The sequence below is a fragment of the Paraburkholderia tuberum STM678 genome, assembly GCF_902833905.1.
In the GTDB taxonomy this organism is placed as follows: Bacteria; Pseudomonadota; Gammaproteobacteria; order Burkholderiales; family Burkholderiaceae; genus Paraburkholderia; species Paraburkholderia tuberum.
The window spans coordinates 63,151-88,850 of record NZ_CADFGP010000006.1; the positions used below are offsets into that span (position 1 = coordinate 63,151).

General features: G+C 64.6%; 28 protein-coding genes and 1 pseudogene. 14 read left to right on the forward strand and 15 right to left on the reverse strand.

Annotated features, from left to right (window positions below; genetic code table 11):
- Positions 1-187 precede the first annotated feature (187 nt).
- The 4 genes from HWY30_RS06645 (at position 188) to cls (ending at position 3,526) form a co-directional block, all read left to right on the forward strand.
- On the forward strand, positions 188-526 hold the full coding sequence (locus HWY30_RS06645) for a hypothetical protein (RefSeq protein ID WP_090807114.1): 339 nt from the start codon (positions 188-190) through the stop codon (positions 524-526).
- A 211-nt stretch (positions 527-737) separates the two neighbouring features.
- A complete protein-coding gene (locus tag HWY30_RS06650) occupies positions 738-1,571 on the forward strand; it encodes an H-NS family nucleoid-associated regulatory protein (protein ID WP_090807112.1) in 834 nt (277 codons plus the stop codon).
- Positions 1,572-1,593: 22 nt separating this feature from the next.
- Positions 1,594-2,100 (forward strand): hypothetical protein, encoded by a 507-nt coding sequence (locus tag HWY30_RS06655; RefSeq protein WP_090807110.1) that lies wholly within the window; start codon positions 1,594-1,596, stop codon positions 2,098-2,100.
- Between the two features lie 151 nt (positions 2,101-2,251).
- Positions 2,252-3,526: a cardiolipin synthase gene (gene cls / locus HWY30_RS06660; protein ID WP_090807109.1), complete on the forward strand. Its 1,275-nt coding sequence runs from the start codon at positions 2,252-2,254 to the stop codon at positions 3,524-3,526.
- Positions 3,527-3,559: 33 nt separating this feature from the next.
- Here cls and HWY30_RS06665 read toward each other — a convergent pair whose 3' ends face one another.
- From HWY30_RS06665 to HWY30_RS06680, 4 genes are all read right to left on the reverse strand, one after another.
- Positions 3,560-3,766, reverse strand: a complete 207-nt coding sequence (locus HWY30_RS06665) for a hypothetical protein (RefSeq protein ID WP_244144817.1) — start codon at positions 3,764-3,766, stop codon at positions 3,560-3,562.
- A gap of 124 nt (positions 3,767-3,890) precedes the next feature.
- Positions 3,891-4,433 (reverse strand): hypothetical protein, encoded by a 543-nt coding sequence (locus HWY30_RS06670; protein WP_090807107.1) that lies wholly within the window; start codon positions 4,431-4,433, stop codon positions 3,891-3,893.
- Between the two features lie 50 nt (positions 4,434-4,483).
- Complete coding sequence (locus HWY30_RS06675; protein ID WP_167368714.1) at positions 4,484-5,137, reverse strand: response regulator; 654 nt, start codon at positions 5,135-5,137, stop codon at positions 4,484-4,486.
- Positions 5,134-6,549, reverse strand: coding sequence for a cache domain-containing protein (locus tag HWY30_RS06680; protein ID WP_090807103.1), 1,416 nt, complete (start codon positions 6,547-6,549; stop codon positions 5,134-5,136). The genes HWY30_RS06675 and HWY30_RS06680 overlap by 4 nt, the downstream gene beginning before the upstream one ends.
- Before the next feature lie 240 nt (positions 6,550-6,789).
- On the opposite strand from HWY30_RS06680, the gene HWY30_RS06685 reads away from it, so the two are divergent.
- Together HWY30_RS06685 and mctP are read left to right on the forward strand one after the other, a co-directional pair.
- Positions 6,790-6,987, forward strand: coding sequence for a DUF3311 domain-containing protein (locus HWY30_RS06685; RefSeq protein WP_090807102.1), 198 nt, complete (start codon positions 6,790-6,792; stop codon positions 6,985-6,987).
- Positions 6,984-8,465: a monocarboxylate uptake permease MctP gene (gene mctP, locus HWY30_RS06690; protein WP_090807100.1), complete on the forward strand. Its 1,482-nt coding sequence runs from the start codon at positions 6,984-6,986 to the stop codon at positions 8,463-8,465. The genes HWY30_RS06685 and mctP overlap by 4 nt, the downstream gene beginning before the upstream one ends.
- A 175-nt stretch (positions 8,466-8,640) precedes the next feature.
- Here mctP and HWY30_RS06695 read toward each other — a convergent pair whose 3' ends face one another.
- Positions 8,641-9,873, reverse strand: a complete 1,233-nt coding sequence (locus HWY30_RS06695; RefSeq protein WP_090807098.1) for an NAD(P)/FAD-dependent oxidoreductase — start codon at positions 9,871-9,873, stop codon at positions 8,641-8,643.
- 252 nt (positions 9,874-10,125) lie between these two features.
- On the opposite strand from HWY30_RS06695, the gene HWY30_RS06700 reads away from it, so the two are divergent.
- The 4 genes from HWY30_RS06700 to HWY30_RS06715 are packed head-to-tail and all read left to right on the forward strand — an operon-like array spanning position 10,126 to position 14,671.
- Entirely contained in the window at positions 10,126-11,028 is a 903-nt protein-coding gene (locus HWY30_RS06700) for a DUF3348 domain-containing protein (protein ID WP_090807096.1), read from the forward strand.
- Between the two features lie 10 nt (positions 11,029-11,038).
- On the forward strand, positions 11,039-13,396 hold the full coding sequence (locus HWY30_RS06705; RefSeq protein ID WP_090807094.1) for a DUF802 domain-containing protein: 2,358 nt from the start codon (positions 11,039-11,041) through the stop codon (positions 13,394-13,396).
- The gene (locus tag HWY30_RS06710; protein ID WP_090807091.1) at positions 13,393-14,046 is read left to right on the forward strand and encodes an OmpA family protein; all 654 of its coding nucleotides are present in this window, start codon (positions 13,393-13,395) and stop codon (positions 14,044-14,046) included. Before HWY30_RS06705 ends, HWY30_RS06710 begins: the two co-directional genes overlap by 4 nt.
- Positions 14,039-14,671 (forward strand): DUF2894 domain-containing protein, encoded by a 633-nt coding sequence (locus HWY30_RS06715; RefSeq protein WP_090807089.1) that lies wholly within the window; start codon positions 14,039-14,041, stop codon positions 14,669-14,671. Before HWY30_RS06710 ends, HWY30_RS06715 begins: the two co-directional genes overlap by 8 nt.
- 59 nt (positions 14,672-14,730) lie before the next feature.
- On the opposite strand, the gene HWY30_RS06720 is transcribed toward HWY30_RS06715, so the two are convergent.
- Together HWY30_RS06720 and HWY30_RS06725 are read right to left on the reverse strand one after the other, a co-directional pair.
- Entirely contained in the window at positions 14,731-14,991 is a 261-nt protein-coding gene (locus tag HWY30_RS06720) for a TFIIB-type zinc ribbon-containing protein (protein WP_090807087.1), read from the reverse strand.
- Between the two features lie 7 nt (positions 14,992-14,998).
- Complete coding sequence (locus tag HWY30_RS06725; protein WP_090807084.1) at positions 14,999-15,751, reverse strand: TerC family protein; 753 nt, start codon at positions 15,749-15,751, stop codon at positions 14,999-15,001.
- Between the two features lie 120 nt (positions 15,752-15,871).
- On the opposite strand from HWY30_RS06725, the gene HWY30_RS06730 reads away from it, so the two are divergent.
- Complete coding sequence (locus HWY30_RS06730) at positions 15,872-16,753, forward strand: LysR family transcriptional regulator (RefSeq protein WP_090807083.1); 882 nt, start codon at positions 15,872-15,874, stop codon at positions 16,751-16,753.
- 44 nt (positions 16,754-16,797) lie between these two features.
- Here HWY30_RS06730 and HWY30_RS06735 read toward each other — a convergent pair whose 3' ends face one another.
- The gene (locus HWY30_RS06735) at positions 16,798-16,980 is read right to left on the reverse strand and encodes a hypothetical protein (protein ID WP_176078856.1); all 183 of its coding nucleotides are present in this window, start codon (positions 16,978-16,980) and stop codon (positions 16,798-16,800) included.
- Positions 16,981-17,152: 172 nt separating this feature from the next.
- On the opposite strand from HWY30_RS06735, the gene HWY30_RS06740 reads away from it, so the two are divergent.
- Positions 17,153-17,827, forward strand: a complete 675-nt coding sequence (locus HWY30_RS06740; RefSeq protein ID WP_090807081.1) for an HAD family hydrolase — start codon at positions 17,153-17,155, stop codon at positions 17,825-17,827.
- A 12-nt stretch (positions 17,828-17,839) separates the two neighbouring features.
- Here the strand turns inward: HWY30_RS06740 and HWY30_RS06745 are convergent, their stop codons facing one another.
- Complete coding sequence (locus HWY30_RS06745) at positions 17,840-18,622, reverse strand: hypothetical protein (protein ID WP_090807079.1); 783 nt, start codon at positions 18,620-18,622, stop codon at positions 17,840-17,842.
- Positions 18,623-19,229: 607 nt separating this feature from the next.
- On the opposite strand from HWY30_RS06745, the gene HWY30_RS06750 reads away from it, so the two are divergent.
- Positions 19,230-20,192 carry a response regulator gene (locus HWY30_RS06750; RefSeq protein ID WP_090807076.1) on the forward strand — a complete coding sequence of 321 codons (963 nt, stop codon included), beginning with the start codon at positions 19,230-19,232 and terminating at the stop codon, positions 20,190-20,192.
- Positions 20,193-20,233: 41 nt separating this feature from the next.
- Here the strand turns inward: HWY30_RS06750 and HWY30_RS06755 are convergent, their stop codons facing one another.
- Both HWY30_RS06755 and HWY30_RS06760 read right to left on the reverse strand, forming a co-directional pair.
- Entirely contained in the window at positions 20,234-21,199 is a 966-nt protein-coding gene (locus HWY30_RS06755; RefSeq protein WP_090807074.1) for an alpha/beta hydrolase, read from the reverse strand.
- A 2-nt stretch (positions 21,200-21,201) separates the two neighbouring features.
- Positions 21,202-21,729 carry a thioesterase family protein gene (locus HWY30_RS06760; protein ID WP_090807072.1) on the reverse strand — a complete coding sequence of 176 codons (528 nt, stop codon included), beginning with the start codon at positions 21,727-21,729 and terminating at the stop codon, positions 21,202-21,204.
- A gap of 254 nt (positions 21,730-21,983) precedes the next feature.
- On the opposite strand from HWY30_RS06760, the gene HWY30_RS06765 reads away from it, so the two are divergent.
- Positions 21,984-22,328, forward strand: coding sequence for a DUF4148 domain-containing protein (locus HWY30_RS06765; RefSeq protein ID WP_090810210.1), 345 nt, complete (start codon positions 21,984-21,986; stop codon positions 22,326-22,328).
- A 199-nt stretch (positions 22,329-22,527) separates the two neighbouring features.
- Here the strand turns inward: HWY30_RS06765 and HWY30_RS06770 are convergent.
- The 4 genes and pseudogenes from HWY30_RS06770 to phnC all read right to left on the reverse strand — a co-directional run.
- Positions 22,528-22,782: pseudogene (locus HWY30_RS06770) on the reverse strand (EamA family transporter); the annotation flags it as partial.
- Between the two features lie 62 nt (positions 22,783-22,844).
- Positions 22,845-23,684, reverse strand: a complete 840-nt coding sequence (phnE, locus tag HWY30_RS06775) for a phosphonate ABC transporter, permease protein PhnE (protein WP_090807070.1) — start codon at positions 23,682-23,684, stop codon at positions 22,845-22,847.
- Entirely contained in the window at positions 23,681-24,658 is a 978-nt protein-coding gene (phnD, locus tag HWY30_RS06780) for a phosphonate ABC transporter substrate-binding protein (RefSeq protein WP_090807067.1), read from the reverse strand. Before phnD ends, phnE begins: the two co-directional genes overlap by 4 nt.
- Before the next feature lie 59 nt (positions 24,659-24,717).
- A complete protein-coding gene (gene phnC, locus HWY30_RS06785) occupies positions 24,718-25,602 on the reverse strand; it encodes a phosphonate ABC transporter ATP-binding protein (RefSeq protein ID WP_090807065.1) in 885 nt (294 codons plus the stop codon).
- Positions 25,603-25,700: the final 98 nt, after the last annotated feature.

A 25,700-nucleotide genomic window follows, 5' to 3' on the forward strand; every position in this document is an offset into this window, starting at 1 on the left:
GTCAGTGGCGTTTCGCGCATGCTTGAATCCGTTCGCTATAGCGGGCCACGAAAAAAGACCGTTTTCAAATAAAAAGTGGACTACTCTCCTTTGAATATCCAAAGGCCTGGCTATAGTAGAAGCGACTAATGCCAGAAAGCACGGCGGCGCCCTTTCTGTCGCCGATGCGGATGACGGGGAAACACAAATGACGCCATCGAATGCAGCGATCTATCAGACCAGGACTTGCACGCCGGAGTCGTTGCGCACGCTCGCGAGCTTTCTCGAATTGGCGCTCGACGAGGGTAAAAGCGTGGTCGTGATGCGGATCGGCAAGCAGGCGCGCAGCGTTTATGTCGGAAATCCATCCGGGGCATTGGAGGATTTAACGGATTCCGGGGTCGTCGACGCTTTCCAGGCAGATGAAATGCTGGTACTGACCCGCCTGGGCCTGAACCGGATAACGGCGGACGGTCAACACTACCGCTTCATACGGAGTGTGAGGTACATTGCCGATCGCCAGGTCGTCGTTTTTACACCTATCTGAGTGGTGGTGGAACCGAAATGAAAAAGAAGAATCAGGAGGGAAGGAAAAGGAAGAAAGCTTCGATGACCCGGTAAAAAACCTGAAAGCTTCGTTATTTGAACGCCGCATCGGTGCTCGTATCGATGTATTGAAGCTCGGGATAGGTCAATACACTGCCTTTCTTCCGTCATTCATGGCATAGTTCGACGATTACCACATAAGGAGCAATCAAATGCCTTCGTTAGAGCAAATCCAAGCCAAGCTTAAGAAGCTCCAGGAGCAAGCTGACCTTCTCATTGCCAGAAAAGCACAAGCCGCGGTCGACCAGATTCGCGAATTGATGCTCAAGCACGGTCTCACGACTGCCGATCTCGAAGCACAGGCGAAGGCACGACGTGCCGCGCGAGCTCTGAATGGCAATCCGGCGGGTCGCGGAAGACCTGCGGGTGCGAGCAAAGCCGCCAGGTCGGCAACCCCGGCGAAGTATCGCGACCACAAGACCGGCGCGACCTGGACGGGGCACGGCCGCGCGCCTGGCTGGATCGCCGGCGTGAAGGACCGCACGGCGTTCCTGATCGACGCTGCGAGCGCAAGCAAGCCCGCGGCTGCTCCCGCCGCGAAGGGCGGCAAAGGACAGCCGAAAGGCGCCCAGCCGCCGAAGTACCTGAATCCGAAAACCGGCGCGACCTGGAGCGGCCGCGGTCCGGCGCCGGCATGGCTCGCGGCCGTCAAGGACCGCAGCAAATTCCTGATCGATGACGCGAGCATGGCTGCCGCTCCGAAAGCGGCGAAAACGGCGGCAAAGAGCAGCCAGGCGAAAGCGACCGCGAGTGCGGTAGGCAAGAAGACCGCGGCGAAAAAAGCAACGCGCAAGACGGCCGTGAAAAAGACCGCAGCCAAAAAGGCCACTCCGGCAAGCCGGAAAGCCGCGGTGAAGAAGACCGCCGGCCGCAAAAGCGTTGTGAAGGCGGCAAGAAAAGCACCGGCGCGCAAGGCTGCTGCAAAGAGTACGGCCGCACCCGTCGCGGCGGCTCCCCAAACGCCAGAGACGCAAGCAAGCGCGTAATAGCCGTGGAGTCGTGAAGTAGATGGTTAGCACGTTCGATGCACCCCGGCAGGAAGATCAGGTCTTCCTGCTGGACTCCGCTCCTCATCCGGCAGCCGATGCGGCCGAACCATTCATCGTCGCCAGCGATCGCCGCGTGATCCTCACTTATCCGATCGCGGAGTCGGACTTTGAACGGTTCGGGCCATTCGATCCCGACGACGATCCTTTTTGCGCGGTGCTGTTCGCCGACGCCATCTTTCACCGTCTCGGGCCGCCGGGCGATGACGATCGCGCCATTCATCCGCTCGCGGCCCAAGGTCTCGTCGGCTGCGCGGTGCATGAAGTCGTCAATTCGTCGTTGTGCGCCGAGATTGCCGCCGTGGCGACAGACTCCGTCGCCATTGCTCCCGAGGCACCGGCGCGGCGGCATTTCGTCATTACGTTTCAGGCATCGACGTTCGAATGCGTGGCGTCGGACTATACGGTCATCGGCGTATTCGGCGCGGGCGAAATCGCAAGCCGCGAGGCGTTTGCATTGGTCAGATAAAGCGTTGGAACCAGAAAGCAAGGCGCGGTCCTGATCCGGGCACGCGCCGTGCATGACGTGCTGATAGTGAAAGCCAGGCACGAGTGCGGCATTCCCCCGTCGGATGCGGGAGTCGTATGCCGTGACCCGCCGCCTGCCATCGAGGCCACGCATGCTGACCATTTCTATTACCGCGTTCGTCACGCTCGTGATCGTTCTCCTGATCGCCAATCTGTGGAGCGGCGAGAAGAAAATAGAACACAGAATCGAGCGGCTTTATAAGAGCGAAGATCCGCAATTCCTTCGTTCGATGGGTTTATTGCTCGGTCCACCCGTGGTGCCGGGTAATCGCTTCGAGATGCTGCTCAACGGCGACCAGATCTTTCCGTCGATGCTCGAGGGCATTCGGTCGGCGCGCGAAACCATCACATTTGAAACGTTCATTTACTGGTCTGGCGAGATCGGCGGACAGATTGCGCGTGCGCTTGCCGATAAGGCGCGCGAAGGTGTCGCCGTGCACGTACTGCTCGACTGGGTCGGTTCGTCGAAAATGGATCGGCACTATCTGCAACTGCTGCGGGAGGCCGGCGCCGAAGTGGTCAGGTATCACAAGCCGCATTGGACCGGACTCGGTCGCATGAACGACCGTACGCACCGCAAACTATTGGTGATCGACGGCCGGATCGGTTTTACCGGCGGGGTCGGCATAGCGCCGGAGTGGACTGGCAATGCGCAGGACGAAAAGCATTGGCGCGATACGCATTTTCGCGTGACGGGTCCAGTGGTCGGCCATATGCAGGCCGTGTTCATGGACAACTGGATCAAGGCGACCAGCAGCGTATTGCACGGTCCCAAGTATTTTCCGCACATCGATGCCGAGCCGAAAGGAGCGGGCCAGGGTCTCGCGCATATGTTCAGCAGTTCGCCGTCGGGCGGCAGTGACGACATGCAGTTGATGTATCTGATGGCCATCACCGCCGCCACGCGCAGTTTGCAGCTTGCGAGCGCGTACTTCGTGCCCGACAAGCTCACCATCAACGCGATCGTCGAAGCCGCGAAACGCGGCGTGAAAGTACAGATCGTCACGCCGGGCAAACGCATCGACACGCACACGGTGCGCGAAGCGTCGCGTGCGTGTTGGGGCGATCTACTGAAAGCGGGCGTCGAGATCTACGAGTACCAACCGACCATGTTCCATTGCAAGTTGCTGGTAGTCGACGAGTATATGGTGTCGGTCGGCTCGACGAACTTCGATAGCCGCTCGTTCAAGCTGAACGACGAAGCGAACCTGAACATCTACGACCGCGATTTCGCCACGCAGCAGACCGCCGCGTTCGACGACGACATCGCGAAGTCGAAGCGCGTCACGCTCGAAGCATGGACGCGGCGTTCGTTCACCGAGAAGCTCGTCGAAAAATTCGTGCGGCTACTGGACACGCAGCTTTGAATGCCGGTGCGAACGAGACGAAGCGCCGACGGATCAGTGAACGGCGCTGCTCAGATACGCCTCGACGTCGGGGCGCACTGCTCGCTTGCCGTTGCGGCGTTCAACGGCAGCCACATCGACGAGGCGCGCCTTTGCGTGTTGATACGCATTGGCAAAGCCGCGCAGTTGTTGCGTGACCGGACGGTCGTCGAGCCGGCGTCGTGTGAGCGCTTGCGCGATGCTGCGTTCGATCAGCGCCAACTGGTGTCGAGATAGTCGATGCACCGCTCGCGGCAGCGCGAGGATATTGCACCAGCGCATCGAGATTGGGCGTGTTGATTTCGCCGCCGAACGCGTGGATGTCGGAGTAGCCGAGACTACCGCGCTAATCGCCCGGATCGAGCACGGGCTTGTCCGGGTCCGCCTGGGTGCGGTAAGGCAACTGCGCGGCGTGAGGATCGGTGACCGTGTTGTCGATCACGCGCTCGACGTCCGCCGTTTTGGCGAGTTCGGTGAGGAAAGTCTTCTTGTCGAAGCCCGGCGCGACGCAGCCTTCGACGTAGATAAAGCGGCGTTGCAGCGTGAGCCATAGCGTCGATTGCTCGCGCCAGTGCGTCGCGACGTTCAGATTCGCGAGACGCCGTTGCACGCTCTCGGCGATTTCCGCGTCGTACAGATACGCGTTCGGCAAACGGCAACGGCCTTCGATCCAGCAGCTATTGCCGCGTTCGATTCTGTAATGGCTATCGTCGAGCCATTCCTTTTCGGTTTCGAATGGGCCAAGCGGAGTTGGGCAATCGGCGATCGCTTTGGATATCTGCAGGAATGGATCGTGGCCGCGATTGACGCGCGCCGGTTCGCCATCAACGCGAGCCGTGGCCACGCAAATCATCAGACCGGCAAGACTCAGTTCGAACACGCGCTTCATGCCGTGATCGCTCCAGGTGTGGACCGCTCATTATCGCGCGCCCGCGAACCTCAACGCTTGTTGCGCCGGTTCTCGACCGCGAACTTGATCAACTCGGCCTGCCCTTCGATATCGAGCTTGCGCTTCAGATTCAGCCGATGCGTCTCCACGGTTCGCACCGACAGATCGTTGCGCTGCGCGATCTGCTTGCTCGACAGTCCCTCGGCAAGCGCATCGAGAATGTCGCGCTCGCGCGGCGTCAAGCGTTCGACCGGCGATTGCGTCGCCGACGCCTGGATCAGTCGAGCACCGATCTCCGCGCTAAAGAACGTCTTGCCGTCGAGTACCGCGCCGATCGCCTGAACGATTTCGAGCGCCGGCGAATCCTTCAGAACGTAGCCGCTCGCGCCCGCGCGCACCGCCTGCGTCACGTATTCGAGGTTGTCGTGCATCGACAGCATCAGCACACGAATCGCCGGAAAGCGCTCGTGAAAGAGGCCCGCCAACGCAATGCCGTTCATGCCGCTTTTCATGCCGACATCCATCAGCGCCAGATGCGGCGCCTGTCGTTCGGCCAGCGCGAGCGCTTGCTGCGCGTCGCCCGCTTCGCCGACCACTTCGAAGTGGCGCACTGCTTCGAGCCGTGCGCGCAGACCGTCGCGCACGAGCGGATGATCGTCGACGAGCAGCAGACGCGCGATGGAAGGAGAGGTCGTGTCGTTCATGATGAGAGTTCCTGCAGGGACGGCACCGTTGCATGCGTCGTGGGCAGCGGCACGCGCGCGCCGACGACGGTGTGCCCCGGCTGCGAGTTCAGCGACAGCGTGCCGCCGAGCGCTTCGAGCCGTTCGCGCATGTTGCGCAGGCCGACACCTTCACGTCCGCCGACGAATGCTTCGGTCACGTCGAAGCCGCGGCCGTTGTCGGAGATCGTCAGCGTGACCGCATCGCGCGAAACCTCGAGCGCAAGCGCCGCGCTCGACGCCTGCGCATGTCGCACAATGTTCGTCAGCGCTTCCTGGGCGATGCGAAACAGCACGGTGTTGACCGTGTCGGGCAACGTGGCGGCATGCGTATGCGCGATCTGCGTGAAGCCGATCGCGATGCCGGACTCGTCGCCGAGTTCGCGCGTCAGTTGTTCGAGGGCGGCCGCGACGCCGAGATCGTCGAGCATCGACGGACGCAGCGCATGAGAAATGCGCCGGACTTCGCGCAGCGTATCGCCGAGCCGCGTGAGTCCGGTGGACAGGGCGGCCTCGGCGGCGGGCACGCGCGCGTCGCCGCGTTCGAGCCGCGCGAGCGCCGATTCGAGCAGCAGCTTCACGGACACCATCATCTGGCTGATGCCGTCGTGCAATTCGCGCGACAGGCGCGCTCGCTCGTTTTCCTGCGACTCGACGACCTGCTGCGCGAGCCGCTTCAGCTTCGCGTCGGCACTGCGATATTCGGTCACGTTCAGCACGAGTGCGCACAGCGCAATGACCGCGAGGCCGGCCACCGCGATCGCGTCGATCCACTTCATCGTGCGATCGATATTGGCCGCGGCCTCCTCGTCGATGTGCGCGAGCGTCGTGTCGACGTCGTCGAGATAGATGCCGGTGCCGAGCATCCAGCCCCAGCGTTCGAGCGGCACCACGTAGCCGAGTTTCGACTCCTCCTTGCCGGTCGACGGCCGATGCCACAGATAGCGCACATAGCCGCCGCCGCGCGCGGCTGCGGCGAGTAGCTGCTGGATCGTCGGCGTGCCATGGCTATCGCGCAACGACCACAGATCCCGACCCACCAGATCCGGCTCGCGCGGATGCATCAGCGTGCGGCCGTGCAGGTCGTACACGAAGAAGTAGCCGTCCTCGCCGAAATTCATCTTTTCGAGCACCGCGAGCGCACGCGTGCGCAGCAGCGCGTCGTCACGTGCGTTGTCGCCGCCGGCCTCGTAGAGCGGCGCGATCGCAGTCGTCGCGAGTTCGACGTAGTGCTTGAGCTCGATCTCCTTACTCGCCATGTACGCGGCCTGGGTGGTCGCGTGCTGCCGCTCGGCGAGTGCGGTCGCTTCGCGGCGCACGCCCGTCTCGATGCTGGCGATCGCCACCAGAAAGGGCACGATCGCGAGCAGCACTATCTTTGCTTTGAGTTTCATCGTTGAAAAAAGCCAGCCAACGGGCTACGTAATATTACGTAGACGGCTTACGTAGTTGCGCGCTTGAAAGCAAGCGCGCGAAGGCGAATACTACATGCCCGTCGCATACCGCGCCGCGCGAGGCCTGGCGCTCGAGTCTGCGACGTTCCCCGGTTTTCCGCCTGACCTCAGGCAACCGGGCATTTGCGCGTCGGGCCACGAGTCATCGCGCGCGCTGTCGATAATACTCAGGAGACGTTCGTGGAGACCTCCCCCTCGGCCGGCCGTTCATGGCTCTGGCTCATTTTGCTGATCCCTTATATCGCGCTGCTGTGGCTGCCGTTCTATAACGACACGCATCCGCCGCTCGCGGGCTTTCCGTTCTTCTACTGGTATCAGTTTCTGTGGGTGCCGTTGACCTCGCTGCTGATTTACATCGTGTATCGAGGTCTCAAATGAGCGATCTGAATCCTGTGAACCCGGTTGCGATGACGGTCTTCATCGCGTTCTTCGTGCTCGTCACGGTGATCGGCTTTTTTGCCGCGCGCTGGAAACGCGGCGATCTGACGCAACTGCACGAGTGGGGTCTCGGCGGACGGCAGTTCGGCACGGTCATTTCGTGGTTCCTCGTCGGCGGCGATTTCTATACCGCCTATACGGTGATCGCGGTACCCGCGCTCGTTTATTCGGTGGGCGCGTATGGCTTCTTCGCGCTGCCGTACACGATCATCGTTTATCCGTTCGTGTTCGCAGTGATGCCGAAGCTGTGGAAGGTTGCGCACGCGAAGAACCACATCACCGCGGCCGACTACGTGCACGGCGAGTACGGCGGCAAGTGGTTCCCGGCGGCCATCGCGCTGACCGGCATCGTCGCGACGATGCCGTATATCGCGCTGCAGCTGGTGGGCATGCAGGTCGTGATCAAGGGGCTCGGCGTCAGCGGCGAATTGCCGTTGATCGTCGCGTTCGTGATCCTCGCGCTCTATACGTATGCAAGCGGCCTGCGCGCGCCGGCGATGATCGCGTTCGTCAAGGACATCATGATCTATATCGTCGTGATCGCGGCGGTATGGCTGATTCCGGTGAAGCTCGGCGGCTATGGGCACGTGTTCGCACTGGCCGATGCGCACTTCCAGGCGAAGGGCGGCGCGACCGGTATCCTGCTGAAGCCGAATCAGTACACGGCGTTCGCATCGCTCGCGCTCGGCTCGGCGCTCGCCGCGTTCATGTATCCACATACGATGACGGCGGTGCTGTCGTCGGCGTCGGCAAAGACGGTGCGCAAGAACGCGATCTTCCTGCCGGCCTACACGGTGCTGCTCGGCCTGATCGCGCTGCTCGGCTATATGGCGATCGCCGCTGGCGTGAACGTGAAGTCGGCAAGCGACGTGGTGCCGACCCTGTTCGGCACGCTGTTCCCGTCGTGGTTCGTCGGTTTCGCGGCTGCCGCGATCGCGATCAGCGCGCTGGTGCCGGCCGCGATCATGTCGATCGGCGCGGCGAATCTGTTCACGCGTAATCTGTGGCGTCCGCTGGTGTCGCCGAACATCTCGCCCGAGGCGGAGGCAGCCAATGCGAAGATCGTTTCGCTGGTCGTCAAGTTCGGGGCGCTGCTGTTCATCGTGTTCCTGCCGACGCAGTATGCGATCGATCTGCAACTGCTCGGCGGCGTGTGGATTCTGCAAATTTTCCCGGCCATCGTGTTCACGCTGTACACGCGCCGTCTGAACACGCCCGGTCTGTTCGTCGGCTGGCTCGTCGGTATCGTGCTCGGCACGGGCCTCGCGATTTCGCAAGGGCTCAAGCCGGTGTATGGCCTGCATTTCGGCCACGAGAACTATTCGCTGTATATCGGCCTGATCGCGCTGGTCGCGAATATCGTCGTGAGCTTCGCGGTGTCGGCAGTGTCGCCGCGACGGGCTGCCGTGACGGCCTAGTCGACGGTTGTCCGGCTCGATGAAGAACGCCGCGGGGCTGTTGGCCCGCGGCGTTTTTTATTGCTTCGACGGCTGGTGGTTTGGTCGGAGACGTGCCGTGAGGTTGGCTTTAGCGTGAGATGACGATAATTGCGCGATGAAGGCGGGGATTTCGAGCAGGCCTCAGACCATCCGGCTAAAACCGATCGACTCGAAACGGCCGCGGATCGACCAGCGTCTGTTCACCGGTCATCATCTCGGCGATCAGCCGCCCCGTCACCGGTCCGAGCGTCAGACCATGATGCGCATGGCCGAACGCGAACCACAGTCCCTGATGTTTCGTCGCGGGCCCGATGATCGGCATCATGTCCGGCGTGCACGGGCGGCGTCCCATCCACGGTTCGGCATCCAGACGTTCGCCGAGCGGAAACAGCGTGCGCGCGATCGGCTCGACCGCGTCGAGTTGCACCGGCGTCTTGGCCGCCTCGGGGCGCGCGATTTCGGCGCCCGTGGTCAAACGGATGCCGCGCGCCATCGGCGCGAGCACATAGCCGTGTTCGACGTCGAGAATCGGATGGTTCAACCGCGCGCTCCGACGCGGCGCGTAGTGCATGTGATAGCCGCGCTTGACCGCGAGCGGCAGCCGATACCCGAGCCGCGTGCTCGCGCGATCCGACCACGGTCCGAGCGCGATCACCGCCGACTCGGCCGTGATCGCCCCGTCCCGCGTCTCGACCTGCCAGCCTTCACGCAGCGTATCGGCATCGCCGATGAAGAACCGTCCGCCGAGCGCTTCGAAGTACCGCGCGTATGCGGTGACGAGCGCGTTCGGATCGCTGACCGAATCGGATTGCGGATAGCGCAGCCCGCCTTGCAGCCGCTTGTCGAGATCGGGTTCGAGCTGTTGCAGGCGCGGCGCGTCGAGCGTTTCGAACTCGACGCCGTACTCGCGATGCCACTGTTCGGCGAGGGTGGTTTCGGCGTCGCGCGCGGCGGCATGGCGAAACACCTTGATCCAGCCGATCGGCCGCAGCAGCGCGCTGGCACCGGCGTCCGCGGCAAGCGCGCGATGTTCGCTGACACAATGCTCGATCAGCGTCGCGTACGATTTCGCGATTTCCGCGTGCTTCGCCGGATGCGAGTTGCGCCAGTAGCGCCACAGGAACGGCGCAACCTGCAGCATCGCGTCGGCGTGATAGCGCACGTCGGGCGACTGGTTGCGCGCGTAGCGCAGCAGGGTGCCGAGCCCGCGCGGAAACGCGTACGGATAGACGCCTTCGCGCTGGATCAGCCCGGCGTTGCCGAACGAGGTCTCGTTGCCCGCCTGCTTACGGTCGATCAGCGCAACCGCGCGGCCGCGTTTCTGCAGATGCACGGCGACGCACACCCCGACAATGCCGGCGCCGAGCACCACGGTATCGAATTTCATGCTCCCTGTCCGCCTTGCGTGTGTTCTGTGTGTTGTCGACGCTCCGCCGTGTTCGTGCGCAGCGAGGCGCCAGCTTTCATCTTATACAGGGATAGGTCCGCTTCGCTATTGGCAAAAAAGCCGCGCTCGGGAAAACGCCCGAATGCCAGGTTCGATCGGGCAAAACCGTGTCTTTCGACGCACGATCGAGCGGGCGACTTAGGACTCGCTGGCGTCTGCGTGTAAACTGCTGACTTTTTTGCGTCCGGTGGTATGTTGCAAGCCCCTCAGCGCAGCGCCCTCACTGGGCCTGCGCTCGTTCGCTTACTGGCCCGTCTCGCCGAGGCCGACGTCGCCGAATCGCGACAATCGCTGGCGGATCGGCTGAGCCAGTGGCTCGGCTGGACCGACGCGATCGCGTTGTCGTCGGCGCTGGATGGCAAGCCGCCGTCCGTCGCTGGTGGCGCGCGCGCGTTCGGCCGTGCGGAAGAGGAAGAGTGCACGCGCGTGCGCCGCTCGCTGGTGAGCGCAATCGCCAGCGATAGCGTGCTCGCCGGCTCACGGCAGCGTGGCCCGTCGCCGTCGTCCGCCCGGATGTCGGCGCCGCGCGTGGCGGTCGACACGCAGGCCGACTACGCGGTGTTCCGACAGCGCTATCTCGCGCTTCAGCAGTCGATGGAAACGGCGATCGGCACGTTGCGTGGCCGGCTGCGCGCGCTGCTGGCGACGCAGGCGCCGTCGCTCGCGCGGCTCGCGGTCGTCGATGCGGTGATGGAGCGTGCGCTCGGCGAGCGCGAGCGGAGTTTGCTCGGCGCGGTGCCCGGGTTGCTCGGCGGGCACTTCGAGCGCTTGCGCGAGGGTGAGAAGCGGAGGTTGGCGGAGGCGGAAGCACCGGCCGAAGTTGCCGCCGATGCCGATCCCACGCGGCAGCAGTCGGCCGAAGTCGAAGCCGGCGCTGCAGCCATGCAGCCGGAAGCAGCCTTGGCTCAAGTCAAAGCAAGCACCGCAGCCACGCGGCTCGCCAGGTCGACCGATGGCGGCAACGCTGCCGTGCCGCTCGCGTCCGAGGCGTGGCTCGACGTCTTCCGCAAGGACATGCAGAGCGTTTTGCTGGCCGAGCTGGAGGTTCGTTTTCAACCGGTCGAAGGGCTGCTCGCGGCTCTTCGCGCCTGCTAACTGGGACCCCATGTCCAGATATCGTATCGATCTCGTTGTATTTCTCGCGGGGCTCTCCGCGGCGTGCTGGATCGCCGTCGGTTATGCCGTTTCCAATCCGCTCGCGTTCGTCGTCACGCTGCTGATCGGCGTCTTCTACGTGCTAGGCGCGCTCGAATTGCGCCGCTATGGTCAGGCGACCGCCACGCTGACAGGCGCGCTCGCCGCGTTGTCCGGACCACCGCCGAGCCTCGGCGCGTTTCTCGAACCTGTCCATCCGAGTCTGCGCAATAGCGTGCGGCTGCGCGTCGAAGGCGAGCGCGTCGCGTTGCCGGGACCCGCGCTGACGCCGTATCTGGTCGGTCTGCTAGTGCTGCTCGGCATGCTCGGCACGCTGCTCGGCATGGTGATGACGCTGCGCGGCACCGGCCTTGCGCTGGAGAGCGCTAGCGACCTGCAGGCGATCCGCGCATCGCTGGCCGCGCCGGTCAAGGGGTTGGGCTTCGCGTTCGGCACGTCGATCGCGGGTGTCGCGACGTCCGCGATGCTCGGGCTGCTGTCCGCGCTGTCCCGCCGCGAGCGGCTCGAAGCGGCGCAACAGCTCGACGCGAAGATCGCGACGACTTTGCGCGTCTACTCGCAGAGCCATCAACGCGAAGAAAGCTTCCGGATGCTGCAACGCCAGGCCGAAGCGACGCCGCTGCTGGTCGAACGTCTGCAGACGATGATGAGCGCGCTCGAACAGCAGAGCGCCGCGTCGAACGAGCGGCAGATCGCGAGCCTCGACGCGTTTTACGGCCGCACCGAAGCCGCCTATCTGCGGCTCGCCGGTGTGATCGAGCAGTCGCTGAAGGACAGCGTGACCGGCAGCGCGCAGGCCGCCGGCAAGGCCCTGCAGCCGGTCGTCGAAGCGACGATGGCCGGCCTCTCGCGCGAAACCGCCGCGTTGCACGACGTGGTGACCCAGGCCGTGCAGCGCCAGCTCGACGGCATGTCGAGCGGCTTCGCGGCGACCAGCGCGAACGTCGCCGAGATTTGCCACAGCGCGCTCGCCGGACATCGGCAGGCGAGCGACGAGTTGGCCGCGCAACAGCGCGCTTCGGTCGAACGCGTTGCCGAAGCGTTCGAACAGCGCTCGCTCGCGCTGCTCGACGGCGTGTCCGCGCGGCTCGAAGCGACGGCGAGCGGCATGTCGAAGGCCTGGGGCGACGCGTTGGCTCAGCAGCAAAGCGCGGGCGACAAACTCGCCGCCAACAACGAACAGGCGTTGGCGCGCGCCGCCGCGACGTTCGAGCAGCATGCCGCGGCGTTGCTGAGCGCGGTCGGTAGCTCGCATGCGAATTTGCAGACCGAACTGAGCGCGCGCGACGAGCAGCGTTTGGGCGCGTGGGCCGAGGCGCTCGACGCGATGGGTGCGAAGCTCAGCGAACAATGGCAGCAGAGGGGTGCGCAAGCCGCCAGCCATCAGCAGCAGATCTGCGACGCGCTTGCGCAAACGGCACGCGATATCTCCATGCAGACGCAAACGCATGCCAGCGCGACGATCGCCGAAATCGATCGACTGGTTCAAGCCGCGGCTGAAGCACCGAAGGCGGCGACAAACCTGCAAGCCGAACTCGCCGCGCGCGACGAACAGCGCTTCGCGGCATGGACCGAAGCGCTCGCCGCGATGACCGCAAAGCTCGACGAACAATGGCAGCAAACGGGTTCGCAAACCGCGACCCGTCAGCAGCAAATCTGCGACGCACTCGCGCAAACCGCACGCGATATCTCCGCGCAGACGCAAACGCATGCCAGCGCGACGATCGCCGAAATCGGGCGCCTCGTGCAAGCGGCGTCCGAAGCGCCGAAGGCCGCTGCCGAAGTCGTCGCGGAGCTGCGCCAGAAGCTCTCCGACAGCATGGTCCGCGACACCGCGATGCTCGAAGAGCGCAGTCGTCTGCTCGCCACGCTGGAGACGCTGCTCGACGCAGTCACCCACGCGTCGACCGAGCAACGCACGGCCGTCGATGCCTTGGTCTCGACGTCGGCGGGTCTGCTCGAACGCGTCGGTAATCGCTTCACCGAGCACCTCGAGCACGAGACCGGCAAGCTCGGCACGGTCGCCGCGCAGGTCACCGGCAGCGCGGTCGAAGTCGCGAGCCTCGGCGAAGCATTCGGCGCGGCCGTGCATACCTTCGGCGAAGCGAACGACAAGCTCGTCGCACATCTCGAACGCATCGAAGCAGCGCTCGACAAATCGCTCGCGCGCAGCGACGAACAGCTCGCCTACTACGTCGCGCAGGCGCGTGACGTGGTCGACCTCAGCGTGATGTCGCAGAAGCAGATCGTCGAAGACCTGCAGTTGCTGGCCGCGCAGCGCGCGACCGCTGGAGCCGACGCGGTATGAGCGAGGACATCGACGGCGGCGTGGAAACCTCCGCGCCGATCTGGGCCGCGTTCGGCGATCTGATGTCGGTGCTGGTCGGCGCGTTCGTGCTGATTCTGGTCAGCGTGATCGGCGTGCAGCTCGAACTGTCGAGCAAGCTCGAGCAGGAGGTCAAGCAGCGCCAGGCTGAAACGCAGCGCCGCAAGACGCTCGAACAGGCACTCGCGGGACCGCTCGCGGCGGGGCGCGTGACGCTCGTCAATGGGCGCATCGGCATTAGCGGCAACGTGCTGTTCGCGCTGAACTCCGCCCAGCTGCAGCCTGAGGGTCGCGCGCTGCTGAAGAGTCTCGCCGGGCCGCTGTCCGCGTATCTGCGCGCGAGCGATCAGATTCTGATGGTCAGCGGCTTCACCGACGATCAACGCCTGCGCGAAGGCAATCGACGCTTCGCCGATAACTGGGAGCTGTCGGCGCAGCGCGCGTTGACGGTCACGCGCACGCTGATCGACGAGGGCGTGTCGGCGTCGTCGGTGTTTGCGGCGGCGTTCGGCTCGGAGCAGCCGGTCAGTTCGAATGCCGACGAACCCGGCCGCGCGAAAAACCGCCGCGTCGAAATCGCGCCGGTGCCGCGGCCGTCGAGTGCGGCGGCAGCGGAGAAGTCCGGTGCTTGACGACGCGATCCACGCGGCTCGCGCGAGGCTCGATGCATGGCGCGCGAGCGGCGCGGCTCGGCTCGATCCGGTGCGCTTTCATCTGCTCGACGCGCTTACGCGGCGCGCGGCACAGCACAGCGGCGAGCCGCGACGAGTGCTCGAGCAACGATTGGCAGGACTGCTGGCCGACTATACGGCCGAGGTAGAGCGTGCCGCTGCGGACGAGAGCGCGTCGCAAGCCACGTCCGGTGAAGCCAACGCGGCCAACGACGCCACGCTCGCGGCGCTGATCGAACGCCTCGCCCGCCACCACGCGCGCGCCGATGCTCCGCACGCCGCCGCCTATCCCGATCTGCCCGCAGTCGACTACTTCCGCGAAGTCTGGTCCAAACTGCGCACCGAAAAGCAGTTGCGCCAGTCGCTCGCGCAGGTGCCAGGCAACGCGGGGCCGCTCAATTCGAGCAGCCTCGTACATCGCGCGCTGTCGTTGATGCGCGAGCTGTCGCCGGAATATCTGAAGCAATTTCTGTCGTATGTCGATACGCTGTCGTGGCTCGAGCAGATGAACGACGGCGCACCGCTCGAGAAGGAAGCGCCGCGCGCCGCGACGACCGGCAAGGGCGTTCGCAAGAAGGTGCGCTGATAGGCGCGCTGATGCGCTAACGGCGGCTGGAATTTGCGTGCGCCAAGCCGCCGAAGCGTTCAGTCGAAGTCGAACACGTCGAAAATCGAGCGCTTCTTTTGATACCCGCGATGTTCGTCGCGACGCTCCTCGTAACGCTGCCGCTCGCTTTCCAGGGCACGCTCGCCGCGCCGCGAGCCGTCGCCGTCATCCTGCGCAATCAACTTGTCCAGTTCGCCGCGATCGAGCCATACGCCTCGGCAGTCCGGACAGTAATCGATTTCGATCGAGCGGCGCTCGGTCATCAGCAGATCGGTCGTTTTGCAGACTGGGCATTTCATCACGGCATCACTCCTCGCTGCTTGCCAGACGTTTCGTTTTCGCGCGCCGTGCAAGCATGTTCATCGCCTCGACGAACGCGGAAAACGCCATCGCCGCATAGATATACGCCTTCGGAACGTGCGAGCCGAAACCATCGGCGATCAGTGTCATGCCGATCACGAGCAGGAAGCTCAGCGCCAGCATCACGATGGTCGGATTGCGATCGATGAAGCGCGCGAGCGGCTGCGCCGCGAACAGCATCACCATGATCGACACGATCACCGCGACGAACATGATCGGCAGGTGCTCGGTCATGCCGACCGCGGTGATGATGCTGTCGACGGAAAACACGAGGTCGAGCAGGATGATCTGGCCGATCGCGGCCGCCAAGGTCAACTGCACGGTCGAGCTGGTTTTCGCGGCGAGTTCGTCAGCGGGGATCATGTGCTGACGGATTTCGGTGGTCGCCTTCCACACGAGGAACAGGCCGCCGCCGACGAGGATCAGATCGCGCCACGAAAAGCCATGATCGAACAGCGTGAACGCGACCGCGGTCAGCTTCGTGATCCACGCGATGGTGCTGAGCAGAAGCAGCCGCATCACCAGCGCGAGCAGCAGCCCGATGCGCTGCGCGCGCGGGCGTTGCGCTTCCGGCAAGCGGTTGCTGAGGATCGAAATGAAGATCAGGTTATCGATGCCGAGCACGATCTCCATCACGATCAGCGTGACGAGCGCGGCCCACGCGGCGGGATCGGCAACGAGTGCGAACAGGGAGTCCATGAGGTGGCGGAATCGAGTGCGCCGCGAGCGGCGGAACCGCCATCATGGGCCTATTCGCGGTTCGAATGAACCAGTGATAACCTGAACGACGTTTCGGATTTTTCGAAGTATCGGATTAGCATGCTCAACTATCGTCACCTGTACTACTTCTGGATCGTCGTGAAGGAGGGCGGCTTTGCGCGCGCGGCCGGGCGGCTCGACATGGCCGTGCAAACGATCAGCGCGCAGGTGCGCGAGCTCGAGAAAGCGCTTGGGCGCCAGCTGTTGAAGCCGGCCGGGCGCGGCGTCGCGATGACCGAGGCCGGCGAGCAGGCGTTCGATCGCGCGGAGCAAATCTTCCAGCTGGGCGAGGCGTTGCTCGACGAGATGCGCGAAGCGAGCGGCGCGGACTTGGTGCGGCTTGCGGTTGGGCTGTCGGATGGGATTTCCAAGCTCGCCGCGCATGCGTTGCTCGCGCCGGTGCTGGCCACGCCGTCGCTCAGGCTGCTGTGTCACGAGGGGGAGCCCGCGCAGCTGTTGTCGGAGCTTGCGCTGCATCGGCTCGATCTGGTGCTCGCCTGTCAGCCGGCGCCACACGGCGCGGATCTGCGCGTGCTGAGCCAGCGCGTCGCGGGCTCGCCGGTCGACTGGTACGGGCCCGCGCAGGTCGTGCGCAAGTCGGCGCGCGACGGCTTTCCGCTCTGTCTCGCTGACCTGCCCGTGCTGCTGCCGACCCGTCACGGCGCGCTGCGCGCGCGGCTCGACCGATGGTTCGAGTCTCAGGGAATCAGGCCGCGCGTCGTCGGCGAATTCGAGGACAGCGCGTTGATGGCGGTGTTCGCGGCGCGCGGGCTCGGCGTGTTTCCGCTCGCCGAGCTCGGCGCCGAAGATCTCACGTTATCGAGGGGCTTGCGCTGGCTCGGCCGCGCGGACGGCGTGATCGAGGAGATTCACGCAATCCGCTCGCGACGCGGCCAGCATCATGCGCTCGCGTCGCAGGTGATCGCGGCGGCGCAGTCGTGAGGGCATCGCACTGTCGCGGCGCGCCACGCCTGCGCCGCGCGAGATCAGAACGCGTGACGCATGCCCACCGTCACCGCGACTCGCGTATTCGTCGACGTCGGCGGCAGCGTGTTGAGAGTCGCGTGCGACAACACCGAATCGGCCGGCGGGCCCTGCGCGTACGAAAGGCCGAAGCCGTACGAGCGGTGGTTCGCGAAGTTGCCGGCCTTGTTGCCGAACGAGTTCATCGTCTCGAACGTGAGACCGTGGTAAAGCGAAATCGGGGCAAATACGCGCCCATCTGTGGGAATTTGCGCACATCGTGTAGAGACCGTGAGCGTCGTCAAGGGCGACGAGCCGCCCTGGCCGTTTCATCGACACATGGCATAGTGATTGAACCCATCATCACCGGAGGCCGGCATGCGCATCCAGACATCCTTTCTTTTCGACCTCGACGGCACGCTCGTCGACAGCGTCTATCAGCACGTGCTGGCGTGGAAAGAGGCGCTCGACAGCGAAGGTATCCCGCTGTCCGTCTGGCGTATCCATCGCAAGATCGGCATGAGCGGTGGGCTGTTCACGGACCAGTTGCTGCGTGAGACACACGGCGAGATCAGCGTCGAACGCGCCGAACGGCTGCGGCACGCGCATGCGGCCGCCTATCAGCGGACGCGCGCCCAGGTCTGTCCGCTGCCGGGCGCGCGCGAACTGCTCGACGCGCTGACCCAGGCCGGCACGCCGTGGGCCGTCGCGACGAGCGGGCGGATGGAAACCGCCGCGCTGAATCTGGCGGCGCTCGGCGTCGATCCGGCAAAGGCGGTCGTCGTCACGCGCGACGACGTCAAATACGCGAAGCCCGATCCCGACCTGTTCCTCGCCGCGGCCGAGCGGCTCGGCGTGTCGATCGAGCACACGGTCGTGGTCGGCGACAGCATCTGGGACATGCTTGCGGCCCGCCGCTGCCGCTCGCTCGGTGTCGGCCTGCTGTCGGGTGGCTATGGCACCGAGGAACTGGAGCGCGCGGGGGCGTTGCGCGTCTACGACGATCCGGCCGATCTGCTCGCGCACCTCGACGAGGTGGCGTCGCGGCCGTGAGCCTCGCGTCGCTCAGGGTTTGATGATGGGCGGCTCCGCGGCGGGCTGCGTCGGTCCCACCTTCGACGATTCGCGGACGAGCCGATCGGTCATCGCCGACGCGACCGGATTCGTGCCGCGGCCGCTACCCGCGCCAGCCCCCGGGGGATTGGCAGACTGCAACGGCACGGTGACGCCGGACGGCATCGGCAGCGACGGGTCGGGTTTCGCCGATTCCTTGACCAGTTGTTCCGTCAGCATCGCGGCGACCGGGTTGGCGCCGTTCGGGTGCGTGTCGTCGCGCCGGCGGGCATGGGTCTGGTCGATGCGCGGCCCGTACTGCGGCCTCGGTTGAGCTTTTTCCTGTGCGTACGACTGCGACTTCGATGGGGCGTGCGTGCCTGCGGCCGGATTGGCCGCGGGCGACGCTGCGTTATCGATGCGGCCGCTCGCGGTCTGGCTCGATTGGGGCGTGACGCTCGGCACGGGCGCGGCCGCTGTGGCGGGCAGGGACGGGGCGGGGGCGGGCGCCGCAGCAGGTGCCTGAGCGGCTCCCGGAGCCGGAGTGGCCGACTCCATCTGCGGCAGCGCCGATTGCGGCGCGGGCGGGCTCACGGGTTGCGCAGGCCTCACGCTGGCGCCAGCGGCACGCGTCGCATCGGTCTGCGGTTCCGATTCCACCGCGCCGGTGACGCTGCGGGTCACCGCGCCGGTCACGGCCGGCGCCTGATCGTCCCTTGGGTACAGCAGATAACCGGCGACGCCCGCATCGACCACGAGCAGCCCGACTATCATCATCTTGCCGGTATTCGTCATATCTAAGCAACAACCATTAAGCAACTGCGATTGACTGATGATAAACGACCATTTCGACATCGACGCTTCTTGTCGGCATATTGCGGCGCGTCACGATGATTGATGTCCGAACGGCCCTGGCACGAACGGCGCGCGCTTGCCGCTAAAGCCATTCGCCGGCACGACAGAAGCGGACATTTTTTCCGCATGCCGCGATTTTCTTTTTCGACCAATTAGTCCCCGCAATTGCGCGGCCGGCGCCTGCAGGAATGCGATTTAAGTTGTGTCGCCAATGCGCGGAGCCTGTACTATACGAACCATTGCAGACGACCGGCAGCCACGGTTCGATTATCCGGCGTGTGAAAGCGATTTGCAGCGACTGGCTCGCAGCGCACATGCCGGCAGGCCCGCGCCAGACTGCGCCACCCGAGACGCGCGAACAGCGTCGATAGCGGCGCGAACAGCGACGGCAGGCGGTCACCGGTAGTAGCGACAAGCACCCATTGATCATGCGGACCCGCGGGCGAGGCATCGCCCGGCATTCCTTGGGCAGTCGCTTGGCGAAACGTCAGATCGACCGACCAGTCGGTCGGGGACTTTCGCGGCGGCGTGAGAAACACGTGAAGATATGAACAACTTTATTCGACCTCCCGTTTTTTATCCGTCCACAGTAGTTTTCGTCGACGACAACGACAGCTACCTCGACGCGCTCCGCCGTTTCTTCCCGGGCACCTACACGAACCTGTTTTTCACGCGTCCGCAAGCGGCCCTCAACTACATCCGCCAGCACGCACGCGAGAATTCGCTCGAATTCGCGGCAGCGTCGGCGTGTCTGAGCGAACCGGGCGTCGAGCGCTTCGTCGAGACCTCGGCGGAGCGCGACATCGTCGCGCAGCCGTCGCGCTTCGAGGAAGTGGCGGCGGTCGTCGTCGACTACGACATGCCGGGCATCGGCGGCGTCGAGTTTTTGTCGTCGATCTCGCACCTGCGTTGCGCGAAGGTATTGCTCACCGGCGTCGCCGATGAAACCGTCGCGGTGAAGGCCTTCAACGCCGGCATCGTCGACCTGTACCTGCGCAAGACCGACGCGGATTCGGCCAATCGCCTCACGCATTTCCTGAAGGACGCCAAAAGCCGCCATTGCGCGGAGTCGGGCTGGCTCGCGCTCGGCGAAAACGGCATGACCTACTGCGATCTGCGCACGCGCAAGATGATCGACGAAGTGGTGGCCGCTCAGGGCATCGTCGAGTATTACTGGCGGCCCGAGCAGAACGTGATCCTGATGTTCGACGCCGCGGGCAACCCGAGCGTGTTCGTCGCGTGGGCCGAGAACGACTGGATCTCGCAGGGCGAGATCGTCGCCGACGAGGGTGGCCCGTCCGACCTGCTGCGCCAGCTCGCCACGCGCGAGGTGATGCCGCTGTTCTGGCCGGACCTCGCGTATCGTGGCGGCATGAAGTTCCGGTCGCTGACGCCCCAAAGCATTCCTGGCTGGGACGACGCGTTCTTCGGCTGGACCCGCATAGAGCCGGCCGAGGTTGGCCTCGATCTCGTCACGTTCGCGCAGTGGCGCGGCGACCGCAATCGCTGAGCCGCGATAACGCGCCGGGCGCGGCGGTGCATATCGCCGCGCTAATGGCGTGCGTTTTCGCGGAGAAATTCGCATACAGCCCTGTGCATGGCCTGCACGCCGGGGCTTGTTTCAAGCGCGCGCCAGCATCCATGCACGAGCCCCGTGCCGACCAGCAGCCGGGCATCTCCACCAGCTTCGCGAATCCGCTCGACGAACACGCGCGCGTCGTCGCGTAGGGGGTCGTGCTCGGCGCCGATGGCCAGCGTCGGCGGCAATTCGTCGAAGCGGGTTGCGGCGAGCGGGATCGTCCACGCGGGGCCGGGCGTTGGGTCGGCTTCCTCTCCTTTTCCCCAGTAAGCGTCGCGAAACTTATGCACGTCCGCGAGCGTCAGCATCGGCGCATCGGACTCGGTGTCGCGCGCGGGCAATTGCGGCTCGGTGCCGAGCATCGGATAGACGAGCGCGATGCCGCGCACCCCGCTCGCACATTCGTCACGCAGGCGTAGCGCGACGCTTGCCGCGAGCGTGCCGCCGGCGCTATCGCCCGCGAGTTGCAATGCGGCGCGCTCTGGGAGGTCGAACGGCAGGCGGTGGTTCAACGCGGCACGCGTGATCTCGAGGCAGTCGTCGTGCGCGGCCGGCACGCGATGCTCAGGCGCGAGCCGGTAGTCGACCGCGATCACGTCGAGGCCGGTGTCGGCGGCGAGGCGCGCCGTCACCATCTGATGACTGTTCAGCGAACCGAGCACGAAGCCGCCGCCATGAAAATACAGCACCGTGCCGCGGATCGTGCCGTGTTCGCTTGCCTTCGCTCGATGCCGGTAGAGCCGTAGCGGGATCGCATGGCCCGCGTCGGTACGAAAGCTTGCGTCCCGTGTGGTGAGTTCGCTGGGCAGTGGCGGCGTCAACGTCGCGGCGTAGCGGTCATACAGCTCGCGCTGTTCGCGCGGCGTCATCGCCGCGTGATGCGACGGATAGAGCGCGCTCGCTCGTTCGATAAAGGCGGCGATTTCCGGCTCGAGCATGGTCACTCCGTTTGAGTAGTGTTTCCCGCTTGCGCTGCGCATGGCAAAGCGATCACACGTCCCGCGAAACGCGCCGGCGGCAATGCCGCATGGGCTTGCGCGAGTTCGTGTACGCGCGCTTTGACGTCCGGATCGAAAGCAACGCCGCGCGGTCCGCTGCTATCGACGTGCAGCAGCATCTGCTCGCCCGCGGCGACGGGGCCGGTGCGTTGGCTTTGCGTCGTGTCCAGCGCAAACATTTCGACATACACGTGAATACGTTTCGCGTCGTAGCCGAGCACGCGCATGTCGACACGCACCTGCGTGCCTTGTTTGATTTCATGCAGATAGTTGAGATGCGCCTCGAGCGTGTAGATCGATCGATGCCGCTCTTTGCGCACCGCATCGGGCAGGCCGATCAGATCGATCAGCCCGTCGACCGCGAGACTGAAGATCAGCAGGTAGAACGCGTCGCGCATGTGGCCGTTGTAATCGACCCATTCGGCGCGCACGCCGTCGCGGTAAGAGGGCAGGGCAACGGGATGCGACATGAGCGTCTATCTCCTCGATCGAATGCAATGGCTGCGGCGCGTCGTTGGGCGTTATCAGTGTAGTGCATCGCGTTGAGGCTGAGCCGGAACGTGGTGGCCTCGAATTGTGGCCGCTATGGCAACAGTGAATTCATGGTTCAGGGCTTACTACGTGGCTCGACCGGCTTCTAAACTGCGTTAACCGCTGCGGATGGCCGATGGTCGCACCAGGCTCCGCGGCAATCGCATGAAGCCATCTCGGGAGGTTGGAAATCATGAAGTCAATCAGGTCGCTGATCGAAGCAGGGGCTATCGCCGCTCTCGTTGCCGCGCCGCTCGCGGCGTTTGCCCAGTCGAATCCGGCCGATCAGCCGCTCGCGCGCGCCCAGGTCCGCACCGAACTGATTCAGCTCGAAAAGGCGGGTCGTGATCCGTCCAATGCGAACGTGATCGACTATCCGGCCAATATCCAGGCGGCCGAAGCAAAGGTCGCGGCGCAAAACCAGGCTGCGCAGAATAGCGGCTACGGTGCGCCGTCGAATGGCTCGTCGCAGCGCAGTGGCCGCACCGATTTCGCGCCGACTTCGTATTCCGTGCCGGTGGTGAATTACACGCGTTGATTGCAGCGTGTACAACTAACGTCACTTCCGAAGTGCAGCAACGCGACACCGTCGAATCTGACGATTGGCCCGGCCGACAGCACGGGCTGAGGCTTCAGTTCGCCGTTCGTCGTGAGCCCGACGGGCGCGGGCACCGACCAGCAGCGCATCCTCGGTGCGGGCGCGACCTACGATTTTGGCTTCGGCAACGTGCTCGTCAGCGCCGAAAGGCGAGCGAGTCGATGTCGCACGACACGAGCGCGATGCCGGGCGCGGCGAGCGGCTTCAGCACCTCGCCCGCGAACACGAGTGCGCCGACGAACACGAGCATCGGCGAAAGACCGCGCGCAATCGGATAGACCTGACCGAAATCGCCGCTTCTGTACGCGCGAATCAGCGCGAGCAGATAGCCCCATTCGAGCACTGCCGACGCAACGATATACGGCCACGCGGCCAGCGCCGGCAGCGGCAGCAACAAGGCCGGAATGGCGTTTTGAATCCGGCTGCTCAGTGCCGCGCGCGCGACGCGCGCCGTCCTCAGATCACCCGTTCACGCAGCCACGCCGAGCCGAGATCGATCACCGTCACGACGACGATCACCATGATCATCACCGCGGCGGTCTGCGCATAGTTGAACGAGCGGATCGCTTCGTACAGCACGACGCCGATGCCGCCCGCGCCGACCATGCCGACCACCATCGCCGAGCGCACGTTCGACTCGAAGCGATACAGCGCGTACGAGATCCACAGCGGCAGCACTTGCGGCAGCACCGCATAGACAATTTCGTCGAGGCGCGTCGCGCCGGTTGCGCGCACGCCTTCGGCCGGGCGCGGATCGATCGCCTCGACCGCTTCTGCGAACAGTTTGGCGAGCACGCCCGTCGTATGCACCCACAGCGCGAGCACGCCGGCGAATGGCCCGAGGCCGACCGCGACGATGAACAGCATCGCGAAGACCATTTCGTTGATCGCGCGGCATGCGTCCATCAGGCGGCGCATCGGCTGCACGACCCACTGCGGCGCGAGATTGTGCGCTGACATCAGGCCGCAAGGCACCGCGCAGACGAGGGAGAGCGCGGTACCCCAGATCGCGACCGCCAGCGTCACGTACATCTCGTGCACGTAGCTGCGCCACTCGGTGAAGTCGGGCGGGAAGAAGTCCGCGGCGAACTGGCCCATGTTGGCCGAGTCGCTGAGCAGATCGAGCGGCCGCATGTCGGCGCCGTGCCATGCGCCGCCGAGCACCGCGAGCACCGCGATCCAGCCGAGCAACGACCACCAGCTGCGCTTGCCGGCACGATCTTTATCTTGCGCCGTCTGCGCGGCGGCCGCTTCGCTTGCGCGCGCGGGCGACGTGCTCAGATCGGCGGAGTTCATTGCTTCGACTGTGCGTTGCTGAGCGCGCTCAGCTTCGCGTCGAGAGCGGCCAATTGCGTCTTGCGGTCGCTATCGGACAGATGTGCATCGTTCTCGATCTTCTGCTTCTGCTGGAACAGCACGATCTCGCGAATCGGCAGCAGTTGCTGATCCGACGATGCCTCGAAGCCGCTGTACTCGGTGATGCCGGCCATCACCGCTTTTTCGTGCAAATCGGTTTTCGCGTAGTTCAGGAAGAACTTGCGCAGCTTGTCCTTCGTCGCTTCCGGCAGATCCTTGCGCCACACGAGCGGGTCCGAAGGAATCAGCGGCGAGGTCCACAGCACGCGCACCTGCGCGAACTTGTCCGGGTGCTCGCGCTTCAGCGTTTCCATCATCATGCTGTTGTTGGTCGCGATGTCGATCTTGTTGTTGACGACGGCCAGCAGATTCGCTTCGTGGCTCGACGGCAGCACGCTCTTGAACGACGTGTAGACCGGCGCGTTGTGCTTCGCGAACAGGTAGTAGCCAGGCACCAGCGTGCCCGACGTCGAGTTCGGATCGCCGAACCCGAGCGTCACGCTCTTCGTGTCCTTGAACACGTCGTCGAGCGTCTTGAAGCGGCTGTTCACGTTGGTGATCAGCAGCGAGTAGTAGCCGCTGTCGCCGTTCGCGTGCTGCGCTTTCGCGAATACTTCGCCACTCGAACGATCGACGGCTTCGATCGCCGACGCGTTGCCGAAATAGCCGACCTGCACCTTGTTAAAGCGCATGCCTTCGATGATGCCCGCGTAATCGGTCGCGAAGAATGCCTTCACGTTCAGGCCGGTCTGTTTCTTCATGTCATCGATCAGCGGTTCCCAGCGTTGCTTGAGCACCGCCGACGAATCGGTCGAGATGATCCCGAGGTTGATGTCCTCGGCGTGGGCCGCGGCGATGCAGGCGAAAGCGGCAGCGCCGGCCGCGAGCGTGATCAGGGAGCGCAGGAATTTCATCGGTTGAGATCCGGTTGAGTGGACGGAGAGAATCAAAAGCGCGCGACAGCGTGCGCGGTTCAGTTCGACGGCGCGGCGTTCAACGCGAACGCGTAGCGCGCGGCGGCGGTGTCGGGGGTGTCAGGCTCGTCGTGAGTTTCGTCTGCGTCGTGCGTCGCGTCGTCGAGCAGTTCGCGCGCATCGCCGCCGTAGAGTTTCTTTAGCAGCGCCGGTGTCAGCGCACTGGAAGGGCCGTCGTAGACCACCTTGCCGCGACGCAGCGCGACCGTGCGCGCGCAGTACTGCAGCGCGATGTCGACCTGATGCAGCGACACCAGCACCGTGATCCGGTGCTCGACGTTCAGCGCTTGCAGCATGTCCATCACGCGGCGCGACGACTCGGGATCGAGCGAGGCAATCGGCTCGTCGGCGAGCACGATTTGCGCACGTTGCACGAGCGCCCGTGCGAGCGCGGCACGTTGCTGTTGACCGCCCGACAGGTTCGCGGCCCGCTCGCGCGCATATTCGCCGATTCCGACCTCGTGCAGCGCGGCCCGCGACAGCGCGCGTTCCGCGCGCGGGAAGCGGCCGGAGAGACGCCGCCACCACGGCAGGCGCGCGAGCGCGCCGATCAGCACGTTGGTTTCGACCGACAGCCGGTTCACCAGATTGAACTGCTGGAACACGAAGCCGATGTCGCGGCGAATGCTGCGCACCTCGCGCACGATGCGGCCGTTCTGCTGGATCGGCCGGCCGAGAATCTCGATTTGCGACGGCTGCGCGTCCGACGCGGTAAAGCCCGCGATATGCCGCAGCAACGTCGATTTTCCCGAGCCGGACGCGCCGATCAGCGCGACCATTTCACCGGGCGCGACGCGCAGATCGATTTCGTCGAGCGCTTTGCGGCCGTTACCGAACGTCTTGCTCAAACGCTCGATTCGAATAGCTTCACGGATCGCTTCCATCTGTATTCCCTCTTGCATGCGGCCACTGCCGGCAGGTGTGGGCTCATTCTAGGAAGCGACTGTGACGGTTGAGTGAAGGCATCGCAACGTCTAGACGA

Coding starts and splice junctions, on each gene's coding strand:
- HWY30_RS06645 (WP_090807114.1), top strand. CDS start 188: ATGACGCCATCGAATGCAGCGATCTATCAGACCAGGACTTGCACGCCG.
- HWY30_RS06750 (WP_090807076.1), top strand. CDS start 19,230: ATGAACAACTTTATTCGACCTCCCGTTTTTTATCCGTCCACAGTAGTT.
- HWY30_RS06710 (WP_090807091.1), top strand. CDS start 13,393: ATGAGCGAGGACATCGACGGCGGCGTGGAAACCTCCGCGCCGATCTGG.
- phnC (WP_090807065.1), bottom strand. CDS start 25,602: ATGGAAGCGATCCGTGAAGCTATTCGAATCGAGCGTTTGAGCAAGACG.
- HWY30_RS06765 (WP_090810210.1), top strand. CDS start 21,984: ATGAAGTCAATCAGGTCGCTGATCGAAGCAGGGGCTATCGCCGCTCTC.
- HWY30_RS06705 (WP_090807094.1), top strand. CDS start 11,039: ATGTCCAGATATCGTATCGATCTCGTTGTATTTCTCGCGGGGCTCTCC.
- cls (WP_090807109.1), top strand. CDS start 2,252: ATGCTGACCATTTCTATTACCGCGTTCGTCACGCTCGTGATCGTTCTC.
- HWY30_RS06740 (WP_090807081.1), top strand. CDS start 17,153: ATGCGCATCCAGACATCCTTTCTTTTCGACCTCGACGGCACGCTCGTC.
- HWY30_RS06700 (WP_090807096.1), top strand. CDS start 10,126: ATGTTGCAAGCCCCTCAGCGCAGCGCCCTCACTGGGCCTGCGCTCGTT.
- phnD (WP_090807067.1), bottom strand. CDS start 24,658: ATGAAATTCCTGCGCTCCCTGATCACGCTCGCGGCCGGCGCTGCCGCT.
- HWY30_RS06760 (WP_090807072.1), bottom strand. CDS start 21,729: ATGTCGCATCCCGTTGCCCTGCCCTCTTACCGCGACGGCGTGCGCGCC.
- HWY30_RS06655 (WP_090807110.1), top strand. CDS start 1,594: ATGGTTAGCACGTTCGATGCACCCCGGCAGGAAGATCAGGTCTTCCTG.
- HWY30_RS06650 (WP_090807112.1), top strand. CDS start 738: ATGCCTTCGTTAGAGCAAATCCAAGCCAAGCTTAAGAAGCTCCAGGAG.
- HWY30_RS06680 (WP_090807103.1), bottom strand. CDS start 6,549: ATGAAACTCAAAGCAAAGATAGTGCTGCTCGCGATCGTGCCCTTTCTG.
- phnE (WP_090807070.1), bottom strand. CDS start 23,684: ATGAACTCCGCCGATCTGAGCACGTCGCCCGCGCGCGCAAGCGAAGCG.
- HWY30_RS06725 (WP_090807084.1), bottom strand. CDS start 15,751: ATGGACTCCCTGTTCGCACTCGTTGCCGATCCCGCCGCGTGGGCCGCG.
- mctP (WP_090807100.1), top strand. CDS start 6,984: ATGAGCGATCTGAATCCTGTGAACCCGGTTGCGATGACGGTCTTCATC.
- HWY30_RS06745 (WP_090807079.1), bottom strand. CDS start 18,622: ATGACGAATACCGGCAAGATGATGATAGTCGGGCTGCTCGTGGTCGAT.
- HWY30_RS06735 (WP_176078856.1), bottom strand. CDS start 16,980: ATGAACTCGTTCGGCAACAAGGCCGGCAACTTCGCGAACCACCGCTCG.
- HWY30_RS06720 (WP_090807087.1), bottom strand. CDS start 14,991: ATGAAATGCCCAGTCTGCAAAACGACCGATCTGCTGATGACCGAGCGC.
- HWY30_RS06670 (WP_090807107.1), bottom strand. CDS start 4,433: ATGAAGCGCGTGTTCGAACTGAGTCTTGCCGGTCTGATGATTTGCGTG.
- HWY30_RS06755 (WP_090807074.1), bottom strand. CDS start 21,199: ATGCTCGAGCCGGAAATCGCCGCCTTTATCGAACGAGCGAGCGCGCTC.
- HWY30_RS06695 (WP_090807098.1), bottom strand. CDS start 9,873: ATGAAATTCGATACCGTGGTGCTCGGCGCCGGCATTGTCGGGGTGTGC.
- HWY30_RS06730 (WP_090807083.1), top strand. CDS start 15,872: ATGCTCAACTATCGTCACCTGTACTACTTCTGGATCGTCGTGAAGGAG.
- HWY30_RS06675 (WP_167368714.1), bottom strand. CDS start 5,137: ATGAACGACACGACCTCTCCTTCCATCGCGCGTCTGCTGCTCGTCGAC.